At 54.6% G+C, this 15,508-nt stretch carries 11 protein-coding genes; 9 read left to right on the forward strand and 2 right to left on the reverse strand.

From position 1 onward, the window contains the following. Window positions 1–36 precede the first annotated feature (36 nt). Window positions 37–897: a formate transporter FocA gene (gene focA / locus AC6I8V_RS06815; RefSeq protein WP_497845131.1), complete on the reverse strand. Its 861-nt coding sequence runs from the start codon at window positions 895–897 to the stop codon at window positions 37–39. 350 nt (window positions 898–1,247) lie between these two features. After that, on the reverse strand, window positions 1,248–3,011 hold the full coding sequence (gene ycaO, locus AC6I8V_RS06820) for a 30S ribosomal protein S12 methylthiotransferase accessory factor YcaO (protein WP_497845132.1): 1,764 nt from the start codon (window positions 3,009–3,011) through the stop codon (window positions 1,248–1,250). A 347-nt stretch (window positions 3,012–3,358) separates the two neighbouring features. On the opposite strand from ycaO, the gene serC reads away from it, so the two are divergent. From serC to AC6I8V_RS06865, 9 genes are all read left to right on the forward strand, one after another. After that, window positions 3,359–4,444 carry a 3-phosphoserine/phosphohydroxythreonine transaminase gene (serC, locus tag AC6I8V_RS06825; protein WP_497845133.1) on the forward strand — a complete coding sequence of 362 codons (1,086 nt, stop codon included), beginning with the start codon at window positions 3,359–3,361 and terminating at the stop codon, window positions 4,442–4,444. A 194-nt stretch (window positions 4,445–4,638) separates the two neighbouring features. Further along, window positions 4,639–5,925, forward strand: coding sequence for a 3-phosphoshikimate 1-carboxyvinyltransferase (aroA, locus tag AC6I8V_RS06830; protein ID WP_497845134.1), 1,287 nt, complete (start codon window positions 4,639–4,641; stop codon window positions 5,923–5,925). 198 nt (window positions 5,926–6,123) lie between these two features. Next, a complete protein-coding gene (cmk, locus tag AC6I8V_RS06835) occupies window positions 6,124–6,804 on the forward strand; it encodes a (d)CMP kinase (RefSeq protein WP_497845135.1) in 681 nt (226 codons plus the stop codon). 123 nt (window positions 6,805–6,927) lie between these two features. Further along, window positions 6,928–8,601: a 30S ribosomal protein S1 gene (gene rpsA / locus AC6I8V_RS06840; RefSeq protein ID WP_208714512.1), complete on the forward strand. Its 1,674-nt coding sequence runs from the start codon at window positions 6,928–6,930 to the stop codon at window positions 8,599–8,601. An 86-nt stretch (window positions 8,602–8,687) separates the two neighbouring features. Beyond that, window positions 8,688–8,972, forward strand: coding sequence for an integration host factor subunit beta (gene ihfB, locus AC6I8V_RS06845; protein ID WP_497845136.1), 285 nt, complete (start codon window positions 8,688–8,690; stop codon window positions 8,970–8,972). A gap of 201 nt (window positions 8,973–9,173) precedes the next feature. Next, window positions 9,174–11,432, forward strand: coding sequence for a DNA internalization-related competence protein ComEC/Rec2 (locus AC6I8V_RS06850; RefSeq protein ID WP_497845137.1), 2,259 nt, complete (start codon window positions 9,174–9,176; stop codon window positions 11,430–11,432). Window positions 11,433–11,466: 34 nt separating this feature from the next. Beyond that, window positions 11,467–13,215, forward strand: coding sequence for a lipid A ABC transporter ATP-binding protein/permease MsbA (gene msbA, locus AC6I8V_RS06855; RefSeq protein ID WP_497845138.1), 1,749 nt, complete (start codon window positions 11,467–11,469; stop codon window positions 13,213–13,215). Further along, entirely contained in the window at window positions 13,212–14,213 is a 1,002-nt protein-coding gene (gene lpxK, locus AC6I8V_RS06860; protein ID WP_497845139.1) for a tetraacyldisaccharide 4'-kinase, read from the forward strand. The genes msbA and lpxK overlap by 4 nt, the downstream gene beginning before the upstream one ends. Before the next feature lie 21 nt (window positions 14,214–14,234). Then, window positions 14,235–15,452: a winged helix-turn-helix domain-containing protein gene (locus AC6I8V_RS06865; RefSeq protein ID WP_497845140.1), complete on the forward strand. Its 1,218-nt coding sequence runs from the start codon at window positions 14,235–14,237 to the stop codon at window positions 15,450–15,452. Window positions 15,453–15,508 lie beyond the last annotated feature (56 nt).

Raw genomic sequence — 15,508 nt, forward strand, 5'->3', positions numbered from 1 at the left:
GTTCAGCGCGCGATAAAGCGCGCCCGTACTAATTACTTAATGCACCGGGTCATCACCGCGCAGATAGATAACCCAGTAGGTCAATCCAACTAACAACCCCCCGCCAATGATGTTGCCAATGGTGACCGGAATGAGGTTGTCGACAATAAAGTTACCGACACTGAGCGCCGGGAATTGCGCGGCGCTGGCTCCTGCCATTTGCCAGAACTCAGGGCTGGCGAAGTCGCGGATGACGATAGCCATCGGAATTAAAAACATGTTGGCGATGCTGTGCTCAAAGCCACTGGCCACGAACATGGCGACCGGCAGAATCATCGCCACCATTTTGTCGAGCAGGCTGCGGCCGGAATAACTCATCCATACCGCCAGGCACACCATCAGGTTGGCGAGGATGCCGAGGCTGACCGCCTCAATAAAGGTATGGTGCATTTTATGGTCGGCAGTTTGCAGAATATTCAATCCCCATGCGCCATTGGCGACCATGTGCTCGCCGGCAAGCCAAATCAGGACCACAAAGAACAGCGCACCGAGCAGGTTGCCGATATACACGTTCATCCAGTTGCGTGCCAGCTGCGTCCAGGTGATGCGACCGCTGGCTTTCGCCACCACAATCAATACCGTTGATGTGAACAGGTCAGCACCGCAAACCACCACCAGCATCAATCCGAGCGAGAAGCAGATGCCGCCAATCAGTTTTGCCATGCCAAAAGGCATCGTTCCACTGCCGGTTGTGGCGGTGATATAGAAAACAAAAGCGATAGAAATAAATACGCCAGCGGTTATGGCAAGAAAGAAGGTGGTTAAGGGGTGTTTTGTTGCTTTATAGACCCCGGCATCTTCAGCGACTTTTGCCATTGCGGCCGGTAATAATGAATTAAAAGGGTTGTCAGCTTTCACACTAACGCTCTCCAAAAATTGTCTATAAAGATACTAACAAAGGAGTATAGGACAGGAATTGATATGGATCATATTTGCCAGGAGGGGTGGGGGTGGCGAGGGGAGTGTTCTGAGATTTTATCAATTAACTCATTGAATATAAACAAATAAACATTTTTTAAAATATATAAAAAATGTTGAAATTGATTTTTTTCACTAAGCTAAATTGTAAGGCAATCTAATCGATTGGGTTGGAATTGTTATTTAATAATTTAGCCACCGCGCCGCGTAAGACGTGATAAAAAAATGGCGCTGAGGTCATTCAGCGCCATTTTGCCCGTTAGCCGGAAATTATTAGCCAGTAATGATATTTATTTCGCTAACCAGTAGCGGCGTTTCGCAGCCTGCAGTTTTTCATAGGCGGCCAGCAGAGACTGGTGTGCCGGGAAGGCTTTTAAATCCAGATCAACGGCTTGTAAGCCATAGAACGGGACTTCACCGCTGATGGCAGCAGAGGCTGCTTCAACTGCCGCTTCGCCATACATACGCACAAATGCGCGGTGATATTGCAGCGGGTCACGTTCTTCTTCCATCGCCAGCAGCAACAGAGTTTGCAGGCAGCGATAGTAGTTAGCCCGTTCAGCGCTGAAGATGGACTGGTTAAATTCCATCGTCCATTCGGTCCAGATCAGCGCCTGATCGAGGTCACCACCGGCTAAGGCCAGCATCGCTTTTAGTTCGCCAATACGCAGCGTAAACCAGCCGTTGTCTTTACCGGTCGCCAGGCCCAGCAGTTCACGAACACGGGTAAAGTCATCGTGTCCTTCTTCATCCAGCTGGTTGATCAGTTCCAGATAGGCTTCGGGTTCCCACTGGCTTTCCGGCAGCGCCAGCAGGGTTTCACGCAGAGGGGCGCCCATGCTGTTGTTCGCCAGCAGCAGATCTTCTGCCGGGTAGATGTCTGACATGCCCGGCACAATGATACGGCAGGCATAGACGCTCAGGTGTTCGTAATCCGCGATGTACACTTCTTTATCTTCGGCGCGGAAAATCGCCATCAGGGTATCGAACTCTTCCTGAGTGCTGCCAGCAAAGCTCCAGTCTACAAACGGATAGTCAGCATCGTCTTTGAACATATCCCAGGAGATCAGGCCGCTGGAATCGATAAAGTGGGTTTCCAGGTTGGCATGTTCCGCCACTTCTTCGTCATCGAAGGTCGGTGGGGTAAAGACGTCGAGATCTTTCAGGCTGCGACCCTGCAACAGTTCGGTCACGGTACGCTCCAGCGCCACACCAAAATCAGGATGCGCGCCGAACGAGGCGAAACAGGTGCCATTTTCCGGGTTGAACAGCACGACGCAGATGACCGGGTAGTTGCCGCCAAGGGAGGCGTCATAAGCGAAAATTGGGAAACCTTCCGCTTCCAGACGCGCGATGGCTTCAATAACGCCCGGATAGCGCTGCATTACCGCATCAGGAATCTCAGGCAGGCTGATGGATTCTGCGATAATGCGGTTTTTAATATGACGTTCAAAGACTTCAGACAGACCCTGAACGCGCGCTTCGTTAGCGGTGTTACCCGCAGACATGCCATTCGAAACGTACAGATTGCCGATAATATTCATCGGGATGTAAACCGTCTGCTGATCGGACTGACGGGTAAATGGCAGGCCGCAGATGCCGCGTTCCGCATTACCGGATTGCAGATCGATCAAATCGCCCGCGCTCAGGCTATCGTCAGGATCGTAGAATTTACGCAGACGGGCATCGAGGATGCCGGCTGGCAGGCTATCGTCTTCCGGCAGCGCAAACCACTTTTCGTTGGGATAGTGAACAAACTCGCCATTGGCGATGGATGCACCCAGCCAGAAGTCGGCAAAGAAGTAGTTAGTCGAGAGACGCTCAAAATACTCGCCCAGCGCGGAAGCCAGCGCGGCCTTTTTGCTGGCACCTTTACCGTTGGTGAAACACAGCGGGCAGTCGCGGTCGCGAATATGCACGGACCACACATGAGGAACCGGGTTCAGCCATGAGGCTTCTTCAATGTTAAAACCCAAATCCTGCAATTTGTGCTGGAAGCGTGAAATGGAGTCTTCCAGTGCGGCGTCTTTACCTGGAATAAAAGTTTGCGTCATGATGGCGCTCTCTCGTCAATGGGGTGGGCGTAAAGCGCGCAATAGTACGGGTTTTGCGCGGCCAGCGCTATACCCGTCATACTTCAGGCGCTCACGGGACCTGAACTACGTTGGCGAATTTTCTGTCGGCTGATGCTACCGCTTTTTATCTCTCTGGCGGCAATCCGATTTTACTTCATGAATAAGCCTCACAAAATTCCGTTACCGATTGCATTTATGACATAAGCTGCGGTGGAGCTGGCTCTGGAAATGTGATCCCGGCAGGATTTATGATTGCAGCCGTCGGGAGGCAATGATAAAACCGGTAGGGTATTCATAACCGTTCGATATGACAGTGGTGAGGGGAAATGACGCAGGTTTACAATTTTAGCTCCGGTCCAGCGATGCTGCCGGTTGAAGTGCTCCGTCGTGCAGAACAAGAACTGACAAACTGGCACGGGTTAGGCACCTCGGTGATGGAAATCAGTCACCGTAGTAAAGAATTTATGCAGGTGGCGGAAGAGGCTGAGAAAGACTTTCGCGATCTGCTGAAAATCCCTGCCAACTACAAAGTTTTATTCTGTCATGGCGGTGCGCGTGCGCAATTTGCCGCTATTCCGGGCAACCTGCTCGGCGCAGCTAAAACCGCAGACTACATCGATGGCGGATACTGGGCGCATAGCGCCATCAAAGAAGCCGAAAAATTCTGCTCGCCAAATACCATCGACGTTAAAACCACCCTTGATGGTAAACGCGCTATTCTGCCGATGCGTGAATGGCAGCTGAGCGATGACGCGGCTTATGTACACTTCTGTCCGAACGAAACCATTGATGGCATTGCGATCGATGAGCAGCCTGACTTTGGCGACAAAATTGTGGTGGCCGACTACTCGTCAACCATCCTGTCGCGTCCGATTGACATCAACCGTTATGGTTTGATCTATGCGGGCGCGCAGAAAAATATCGGCCCTGCCGGTCTGACACTGGTCATCGTGCGTGAAGATCTGCTGGGCAAAGCGCACAGCTGGGTGCCTTCCATCCTGGATTACAAAGTGCTGGCGGACAACGACTCCATGTTCAACACCCCGCCGACTTTCGCATGGTATCTCTCTGGCCTGGTGTTCAAATGGCTGAAAGAGAATGGCGGCGTTGCTGAGATGGACAAAGTGAATCAGGCCAAAGCTGACCTGCTTTATGGCGTAATTGATAACAGCAGCTTCTACCGTAACGAAGTGGCGGCAGCAAACCGTTCACGTATGAACGTGCCTTTCCAGTTAGCGGATGCCGCGCTGGATAAAGTGTTCCTTGAGGAATCACTGAAAGCGGGCCTTCATGCGCTGAAAGGACATCGCGTGGTTGGCGGTATGCGCGCCTCGATTTACAATGCGATGCCGCTGGAAGGTGTGAAAGCCCTGACCGAATTTATGGTCGATTTCGAACGTCGTCACGGCTGATTATTCATATCCCCAAAATAATTTGGGTTGCAGGAAAGCGGCAAGCGTGTCAATCCCCGGAAACCTACCGGAGTAAATAAACGCAGCTAACGCAGAAGCAACCTGAAGTATGGCCGGGAAAATTGCCAGTCTGGCTGGTAACAGACCCCCGTTGATTCAACGGGGTTTCGTCTTTTCTGGAGATTTGGTTTCACATGCAGGACTCCCTGACTTTACAACCGATTGCCCGCGTTGATGGCACGGTAAACTTACCGGGCTCAAAAAGTGTCTCTAACCGCGCGCTGCTGCTGGCTGCGCTGGCCAAAGGCACCACGCGCCTCACCAACTTGCTGGATAGCGATGACGTTAAGCATATGCTTAATGCGCTGAAAGCCCTGGGCGTGAGCTATACGCTGTCTGCGGATCGCACCGTCTGTGAAGTGATCGGTAACGCCGGCCCGTTGCAGTCACAGCAACCGCTGGAGCTGTTTCTCGGCAACGCCGGAACCGCAATGCGTCCGCTGGCGGCTGCACTGTGCCTTGGTCAACAATCTATCGTGCTGACCGGTGAGCCGCGCATGAAGGAGCGTCCGATTGGGCATCTGGTCGATGCACTGCGTCAGGGCGGAGCAAAGATTGATTATCTTGAGCAAACTGACTACCCACCATTACGTCTGCACGGCGGCTTTAATGGCGGCGAAGTCAGCGTAGATGGCAGCGTCTCCAGCCAGTTCCTGACCGCGTTGCTGATGACAGCGCCGCTGGCACAGCAGGACACCACCATCACCATTAAAGGTGATCTGGTATCGAAGCCTTATATTGATATCACGCTGCATTTAATGCGCTGTTTTGGCGTGGAAGTGGATAACCAGAACTATCAGCGCTTCGTGGTAAAAGGACAGCAGCAATACCAGGCGCCAGGAGATTACCTGGTGGAAGGCGATGCGTCTTCCGCGTCTTATTTCCTCGCCGCTGCGGCCATTAAAGGCGGTACCGTACGCGTAACCGGTATTGGTCGTAACAGCGTGCAGGGCGACATTCGTTTTGCTGATGTGCTGGAGAAGATGGGCGCGGTGATTGAGTGGGGTGATGATTACATCGCCTGCACGCGCGGTACGCTGAATGCCATCGATATGGATATGAACCATATTCCGGATGCGGCCATGACTATCGCCACCACGGCGTTGTTTGCCCAGGGCACCACGTTGATGCGCAATATCTACAACTGGCGTGTGAAAGAGACTGACCGTCTGGCAGCGATGGCGACCGAGTTGCGTAAAGTCGGTGCTGAAGTTGAAGAGGGCCATGATTTTATTCGCATTACGCCTCCGGCGCAGCTGCAACATGCGGATATTGGCACCTACAACGATCACCGTATGGCGATGTGTTTCTCGCTGGTGGCGTTGTCAGATACGCCGGTGACCATCCTTGATCCGGGCTGTACCGCGAAAACTTTCCCTGACTATTTCCAGCAGTTAGCGAAAATCAGCCAGGCTTCCTGATGGGTTAACCCGGTGCGGGATGCACCGGGTCACTGCGCTTTACACTGGCCTTAGTGCCGGAAATTCCTCCGATTTTGTCCAAATTTCTAACGCCGTCTGCGCTAAGGGGTAACTAACCTGGCGCGGTCAGCGTATAATGTTGCGCAATCTATAAAGCCGCGAAGGCTGAAAATAAGCATCCAGCAACAGGAGAAGACAATGACGGCAATCGCCCCGGTTATTACCATCGATGGGCCTAGTGGTGCAGGGAAGGGAACCTTGTGCAAAGCGATGGCGGAGTCGTTGCAGTGGCACTTGCTGGATTCTGGCGCTATTTACCGCGTATTGGCTCTGGCGGCAATTCACCATCAGGTGGATATTGAGTCCGAAGAAGCATTGGTACCGATGGCTGCCCATCTCGATGTGCGCTTTCTCTCGGTTGAGGGTGAGATGCAAGTGATTCTTGAGGGTGAAGATGTTACCGGCGAAATCCGTACTCAGGATGTGAGCAACACCGCGTCGCGCGTGGCGGCTTTTCCTCGTGTACGTGAAGCGTTGTTGCGTCGTCAGCGCGCGTTCCGCGAGGAGCCGGGATTAATCGCTGACGGCCGCGATATGGGGACGGTGGTTTTCCCTGACGCGCCCGTAAAAATCTTCCTTGATGCCAGTTCTGAGGAGCGTGCTCATCGCCGTATGCTACAGTTGCAGGAGAAGGGCTTTAGTGTTAACTTTGATCGCCTTTTAGCCGAGATAAAGGAACGTGACGACCGCGATCGTAATCGCGCCATCGCGCCTTTAGTGCCTGCTGCCGATGCTCTGGTGCTGGATTCTACCAGCATGTCCATTGAGCAAGTTATTGAAAAGGCACTTGATTATGCCCGTCAGAAGCTGGGCATTTAATATTTTCGGCTACCGAATTGATGTAACCCTGTACCAGGGACCGGGTGCAGGGCATGTGAAACAACCCCATCCGACAATGACGTCAGGTGGACGTTAAATTGAAGAATCCTGAAGATTATCAATATGACTGAATCTTTTGCTCAACTCTTTGAAGAGTCCCTGAAAGAAATCGAAACCCGTCCGGGTTCCATCGTTCGTGGCGTTGTTGTCTCTATCGACAAAGACGTCGTTCTGGTTGATGCGGGCCTGAAATCTGAATCTGCAATCCCTGCAGAGCAGTTCAAAAACGCAGCCGGCGAACTGGAAATCCAGGTTGGTGACGAAGTTGACGTTGCTCTGGACGCAGTAGAAGACGGCTTCGGTGAAACCCTGCTGTCCCGTGAGAAAGCTAAACGTCACGAAGCTTGGATCACGCTGGAAAAAGCTTACGAAGACGCTGAAACTGTTACCGGTGTTATCAACGGCAAAGTTAAAGGTGGCTTCACAGTTGAGCTGAATGGTATTCGTGCGTTCCTGCCAGGTTCACTGGTAGACGTGCGTCCGGTTCGCGACACTCTGCACCTGGAAGGCAAAGAGCTTGAATTCAAAGTAATCAAGCTTGATCAGAAACGTAACAACGTCGTGGTTTCTCGCCGCGCAGTTATCGAATCTGAAAACAGCGCTGAACGTGATCAGCTGCTGGAAAACCTGCAGGAAGGCATGGAAGTCAAAGGTATCGTTAAGAACCTCACTGACTACGGCGCATTCGTGGACCTGGGCGGCGTTGACGGCCTGCTGCACATCACTGACATGGCCTGGAAACGCGTTAAGCATCCGAGCGAAATCGTCAACGTGGGCGACGAAATCACTGTTAAAGTGCTGAAGTTCGACCGCGAACGTACCCGTGTATCTCTGGGCCTGAAACAGCTGGGCGAAGATCCGTGGGTAGCTATCGCTAAGCGCTATCCGGAAGGCACCAAGCTGACCGGTCGTGTTACCAACCTGACTGATTACGGCTGCTTCGTAGAAATCGAAGAAGGCGTTGAAGGTCTGGTACACGTTTCTGAAATGGACTGGACCAACAAAAACATCCACCCGTCTAAAGTTGTTAACGTGGGCGACGTGGTTGAAGTTATGGTTCTGGACATCGACGAAGAGCGTCGTCGTATCTCCCTGGGTCTGAAGCAGTGCAAATCTAACCCATGGCAGCAGTTCGCCGAGACCCACAACAAGGGTGATCGCGTTGAAGGTAAAATCAAGTCAATTACTGACTTCGGTATCTTCATCGGCCTGGACGGCGGCATCGACGGTCTGGTTCACCTGTCTGACATCTCCTGGAACGCGACTGGCGAAGAAGCCGTTCGTGAGTACAAAAAAGGCGACGAAATCGCTGCCGTTGTACTGCAGGTTGATGCAGAGCGTGAGCGCATCTCTCTGGGTGTGAAACAGTTGGCTGAAGATCCGTTCAACAACTACATCACCCTGAACAAGAAAGGCGCTATCGTGACTGGTAAAGTCACTGCAGTTGACGCGAAAGGTGCTACAGTAGAATTAGCTGATGGCGTAGAGGGTTACCTGCGCGCTTCTGAAGCTTCACTGGACCGCATCGAAGACGCAACTCTGGTTCTGAGTGTAGGTGACGACGTTGAAGCTAAATTCACCGGCGTTGACCGTAAGAACCGCGTTGTAAGTCTGTCTGTGCGTGCTAAAGACCAGGCTGACGAGAAAGAAGCTATCAACACTGTTAACACCAAACAGGAAGAAGGCAACTTCTCTAACGCTATGGCTGAAGCGTTCAAAGCGGCTAAAGGCGAGTAATCGACCCGAGGCACCGGGTGGCGAGAGTCACCCGGTTTCGGTAAAAGCTGTCATACCTTTCCAAACAGGGATTAACCGGAGGTTACATGACCAAGTCAGAACTGATTGAAAGACTTGCTGGCCAGCAGACTCATATTCCGGCGAAAGTCGTTGAGGATGCGGTTAAAGAGATGCTCGAGCATATGGCCACAACCCTGGCTGAAGGCGAGCGCATTGAAATCCGGGGATTCGGCAGCTTTTCTTTGCACTACCGCGCACCGCGCACTGGCCGTAACCCGAAAACGGGTGACAAAGTGGAACTGGAAGGTAAATACGTTCCCCACTTCAAGCCGGGCAAAGAATTGCGTGACCGTGCGAACATCTACGGTTAAGCCGTTACCGAACGTCGAAAACGACACCTCAGGGTGTCGTTTTTTTTTGCCTGCCGCGCAGCCAGAGCCTGCTTCCATATAAATGTAACGCGACTGCAAACCTGCCGTTATCTCTGAATCTGCCGCAGCGAACGCAACTTCTCTTCCCGCAGCTTCCCGCCGCCTCTGGCACACTCTTTCCTCCTTTCACGGAGACGAAAGATGCAACTCTCATGGATCGTACTGGCGAGATTGATGATTTTGGCCGCACTGCCACTGGGTGTGCTGCCACAGGTGCCAGAGAATGGCACGCTGGCGGCGCTGGGCGCAGCCGCGTTGCTGCTGAGTTTACAACCTCTTACCTCGCTGCGCGTCGCCGGACCGGCTTTGCTGCTGATGCTGTGGGCACTGGCTGAGGCCCGACAGATCACCAACAGCATTAATACGCTAACGCTGGCCCCGGTGGATGCCATCGTGCGGGTCACTGAGGTGCGGCAGGACAATAAACAGCTGACCGTGCAACTGTTACAAATCAACGGGCGATATCAGTTCCCACCGCTCTTTGCCACGCTTAATGATAAGGATGAGGGAGAGCCATTCTGTGTCGGACAGCGCTGGCAAATGCAGCTGCGTCTGCGAGCCATACACGCGCGTCTTAATGAGGGGGAGTTTGATTTGCAGCGCTTTGCAGTGGCACAGCATACGCCGTTGCAGGGAACCATTGCTAAACGTCAGGCAGCAAACCTGGCATGTAGCTGGCGCACACGTCTGATTCATTACCACCTTCCCGCATTCAGCCAGATGTCATCCCCGGCCATCGTTAGGGCGCTGGCATTTGGTATGCGCGATGCCATGACCGAAGCACAGCGGCGGATATTACGTGAAACGGGAACGGCGCATCTGATGGCGATTTCCGGGATGCATATCGCGCTGGCGGCGAGTGTCGGCTGGCTACTGGCGCGTATGCTGCAACGGGTATTTCCTGCCAGGCGCATCAATTACCTGTTTCCGCTGATCGCCAGTTGGCTTACCGCCGCAATTTACTGCTGGATTTCGGGTAGCCATCCCCCCGCACAACGAGCCATGCTGGCATTGACGCTGTGGATGGCGTTGCGCATTGCAGGCTGGCAGCTCAGCGGCTGGCAGGTCTGGACATTCTGTGTCGGCCTGCTGCTGCTGATGGACCCCCTGACGGTGTTATCGGAAAGCTTCTGGCTGTCGGCGTTAGCGGTAGCGATGCTGCTGATTTGGTATCAATGGTTCCCTTTACCCGTACGCTTCCGCACGCGCCGTCGCTGGCTATGGTTGCAGCTGCTGCATTTACAGTTGGGGATGATGCTGTTAATGGCACCCCTGCAAATCTTTCTGTTTCAGGGGATTAGCATCAGCGCCTTGCTTGCCAATCTGCTGGCGGTCCCGGTTGTCTCCTTTATCACCGTGCCACTGATACTGCTGGCGATGCTGATTCCGGTGCCGGCACTCTCCAGCGGCTTATGGCAGCTGGCTGATTTGTCGGTAGATAAGGTGATGCAGGGGCTGGGGCTGCTGCCGTCAGGCTGGCTGACATGGAGCGATGCATTGCCCGCAATGGTATTGCTATGGGGCGGGGGAGTGGCCTGGCGCAGCGGCATTCTTTATCGCGCGCCGCTGCAGTGTGGCAGCATAGTGGTCGCTTTGCTGCTCTGGCGCGCCAGCACCGGGCGCGATGACTGGCAAATCGACATGATCGATGTCGGTCATGGCCTCGCTGTGGTGATAACCCAGGGGGACGAGGTGGTGTTGTATGACACCGGACCGCGCTGGACCCAGGGCGATGCCGGTAGCCGGGTAATACTTCCCTGGCTTCAGCGTAAAAACAGAACGCTTCACGCGGTGATTTTGAGCCACAGGCATCTGGACCACCGCGGCGGGCTGGCGTCGATTATCGCAGCCAATCCCACCGCAACGGTACGCAGCGCGCTGGCCGAAGCCGATCATTTGCCCTGTTTCCGGGGCGAGTCATGGCAGTGGGGTAAGCTGCATTTCACTGCGTTATGGCCGCCACCCGGTGCCACGCAGGGCGAAAACAATGACTCCTGCGTAGTACGTGTTGACGATGGCAAGGTGAGCCTGCTGCTCACCGGCGATCTTGAACAGGAAGCCGAGCGAAAACTGGTCGCGCAGCAAAAACAGGCGCTGGCCGCGACAATTTTACAGGTGCCTCATCATGGCAGCCGCACTTCCTCCACGCCGTTGCTGCTGCGTAGTGTGGCGGGAAAGGTGGCGATTGCCTCGCTGGCGCGCTACAACGCGTGGCGGATGCCTGCAAAGACGGTGCTCTCGGCCTATCATCAGTACGGCTATCACTGGTATGACACAGCGCAATCCGGGCAGATTCAGATCGGCATTCGCGCAGGCCATTGGCAAATAAAGGGCTTAAGAGAACAAATAATGCCTCGCTGGTATCATCAGTGGTTTGGCGTCAAACGTGAATCCAGGTAGAATGAGCGGCTATTTCAAACAGCGTGAATAAATAATGCATCAAGACAAAGATCTCTCAACGTGGCAGACATTTCGCCGACTCTGGCCGATGATTGCGCCCCACAAAGCCGGTTTGATCGTGTCGGCAGTGGCGCTGATACTCAACGCGGCAGGCGATACCTTAATGCTCTCCCTGTTGAAACCTTTACTGGATGACGGCTTTGGTAAAGCCGACAAATCCGTACTGTTGTGGATGCCACTGGCTGTTATCGGTTTAATGCTGGTGCGTGGTGTAACCAGCTACATTTCGAGCTACTGCATTTCCTGGGTCTCCGGCAACGTGGTGATGAACATGCGCCGCAGGCTGTTCAGCCACATGATGGGGATGCCGGTTGCCTTCTTTGATCAGCAATCGACCGGTACGCTGCTGTCGCGCATTACCTATGACTCAGAGCAGGTGGCGTCGTCGTCATCCAGCGCCCTGGTCACCGTGGTACGTGAAGGCGCGTCCATCATTGGCCTGTTCATTATGATGTTTTATTACAGCTGGCAGCTGTCGTTGATCCTCATCGTGCTCGCGCCAATCGTGTCATTTGCGATTCGTAACGTTTCCAAACGCTTCCGTAATATCAGCAAAACCATGCAGAACACCATGGGCCAGGTGACCACCAGCGCAGAACAGATGCTGAAAGGGCACAAAGAAGTGCTGATCTTCGGCGGTCAGGAAGTGGAATCCGAACGCTTTGCGCGCGTCAGCAACAAAATGCGCCAGCAGGGCATGAAGCTGGTATCCGCATCGTCAATCTCCGATCCGATTATTCAGTTAATCGCTTCGCTGGCGCTGGCTTTTGTCCTTTACGCCGCCAGCTTCCCGAGCGTGATGGATACGCTGACTGCGGGTAGCATCACCGTGGTGTTCTCGTCGATGATCGCTCTGATGCGTCCGCTGAAGTCGCTGACCAACGTTAACGCCCAGTTCCAGCGCGGTATGGCTGCGTGCCAGACGCTGTTCAGCATTCTCGATAGCGAGCAGGAGAATGACAACGGCACGCGTGAAATGGGACGTGCGAAAGGCGACGTTGAGTTCCGCAATGTCACCTTCACCTACCCAGGCCGCGATATTCCTGCGTTACGCAATATCAACCTGTCGCTGCCAGCCGGAAAAACCGTGGCGCTGGTTGGGCGCTCTGGTTCGGGTAAATCCACCATGGCGAGCCTGCTGACCCGCTTTTACGATATCCAGCAAGGCGAAATTCTGCTGGATGGTCATGATTTGCGTGAATATACCCTGAGTTCATTACGTAATCAGGTCGCGTTGGTGTCGCAAAACGTGCACCTGTTCAATGACACCATCGCCAACAACATTGCATACGCTCGCAACGAGCAGTACAGCCGTGAAGAGATTGAGCGCGCCGCCACAATGGCTCACGCCATGGATTTCATTAAGAAAATGGATAATGGCATCGACACCGTTATTGGTGAAAACGGTGTTCTGCTCTCCGGTGGTCAGCGCCAGCGTATCGCTATCGCCCGTGCTTTGCTGCGCGATTGTCCCATCCTGATCCTCGATGAAGCCACCTCGGCGCTGGATACGGAATCTGAACGTGCTATCCAGGCTGCGCTTGATGAGTTACAGAAAAACCGTACCTCACTGGTGATTGCGCACCGCCTCTCTACTATCGAGAAAGCGGATGAAATCGTGGTGGTTGAAGATGGTCATATCGTTGAGCGCGGCACCCACGACGTTCTGCTGGCGCAGAAAGGCGCTTATGCACAACTTCATAAGTTGCAGTTTGGCCAATGATTGAACGCATCTGGAGTGGGCGATCGCCGTTATGGCTGCTGCTGTGGCCGCTCAGTCTGTTGTATGGGGCAATCAGCGGGCTGATTCGCCTCAGTTTTCAGCGCGGCTGGCGTAAAAGCTGGCGCGCGCCCTGTCCGGTGATTGTGGTGGGAAACCTCACCGCAGGCGGGAACGGTAAAACGCCGGTGGTGATCTGGCTGGTGCAGGCGTTGCAGCAGCGTGGCTTACGTCCGGGGGTGGTATCGCGTGGTTACGGGGGTAAAGCGGAGCGTTATCCGCTGCTGGTCACCGCGCAGACCGCCACGGCGCTGGCGGGTGATGAGCCGGTATTAATTGCCCAGCGTACTCAGGCGCCGGTAGCCGTAGCCCCCAAACGGCGCGCTGCCGTTGAAGCATTGCTGGCACAGCAGCCGCTGGATGTCATCATCACCGATGATGGCCTACAGCATTATGCCTTGCAGCGCGATCGCGAGGTGGTGGTGGTTGACGGTGTGCGCCGCTTTGGCAATGGCTGGTGGCTACCGGCCGGGCCAATGCGCGAGCGTGCATCGCGTCTCGACGGGGTTGATGCAGTGATCGTCAATGGCGGCGAGGCCACCGGCAGAGAAATCGCCATGACCCTGCAGCCAGGGCTGGCGGTTAATCTGGTGACGCGCCAAACCGTGTCGCTGGAACAATTGCCACCGGTTGTGGCGATGGCCGGTATCGGTCATCCGCCGCGCTTTTTCACCACCCTGAAACAGCAGGGATTACAGCCGGTTGCCGAGATTGCCTTTGCCGATCATCATGCTTATAGCGCAGACGAACTGAACCGCCTGACCCAGCGCGATCAATGTCTGCTGATGACGGAAAAAGATGCCGTTAAATGCCAGGCGTTTGCCCAGGAAAACTGGTGGTTCCTGCCTGTCGATGCCCATCTTGCGGGTGCGGCGCTGCCCGCGCTGCTGGATGACCTCACACAACTCTGTCTCACCGCGCGCGATTCTGATTTGCGCTAATCGCTTCAGGGAAACCGAGTCATGACCCACGTTGCTTCCCTCTCATTACAAACTGCCCGTCACCTCCACCTTGCGGCTCAGGGGCTGCTCCGGCCGCCGACGCGACGGGCGCGTTTTGCCGATATCCATGCCACCATTCGTCAGATGTCGCTGCTGCAAATCGACACCATCAATGTGGTGGCGCGCAGCCCTTATCTGGTGCTGTTTAGCCGTCTCGGCAGCTATCCAACCGCGTGGCTGGAAGAGACGCTGGCATCGGGGGCGTTGTTTGAATACTGGGCGCACGAAGCCTGCTTTATTCCGCGCGAAGATTACCCGCTGCTGCGCCATCGGATGCTGGACCCCTCGCGTCTGGGCTGGAAATACAATGCGCAGTGGGTGGAGGAGCATCAGGAAGAGATCGCCGATTTACTGGCGCATATTAATGCCAATGGCCCGGTCCGCGCCGCCGATTTTGCGGCGGACAAGCAGGTCAAACCGGGCTGGTGGGCGTGGAAACCGCATAAACGCCATCTGGAAAACCTGTTCAGCGCGGGGGAGTTGATGGTGGTTGAGCGGCGCAATTTTCAGCGCGTCTACGATCTGCAACAGCGGGTGATGCCGGAATGGGTAGATGCCGACCATGCGCTTAGCGAAGAGGACGCGGTAATCGCTATGCTGGATCATAGCGCCCGCAGCCTGGGCATTTTCCGCGCCAGCTGGCTGGCGGATTACTATCGGCTGAAACGCGCGCCATTAAAATCCTGGCTAACCGATGCTGAAGCGCGTGGTGCTATTGTTCCGGTGCAGGTGGAGCAGCTGGGCGAGATGTGGCTGCATCGCGACCTGCTGCCGTTACTGGACAAACCGCCGTCGGCCACCCATACCGCGCTGCTTTCCCCTTTCGATCCGGTGGTGTGGGATCGACGCCGCGCGCTGGAGCTGTTCAATTTTGATTACCGCATCGAATGCTATACCCCGGCGGAAAAGCGTAAATATGGCTATTTTGTCCTGCCGATTTTGCATCGCGGCAGCCTGAAAGGGCGGCTGGATGCAAAAATGGATCGTCAGGCACAACAGCTGGTGATCCGCGCCTTGTGGCTGGAAGCAGACACGCGCGTGACCGCGGCATTGATCAATGATGTTCAGCGCGCCATCACGCGATTTGCCCAATGGCAGGGCGCCAGTGAAGTGGTGATTGAACAGGCACCGTCAGCGTTGCTTGCCGCCTGGTCGGATCGCTGGCACGTAACTGAGTAACAAGATGCGGCACGCTGCCTGGCCGTGCGCTATGGTATGCTAACTGCCTGACGATT

Source organism: Pantoea sp. X-Soil-TKNS-1207 (genome assembly GCF_059730485.1).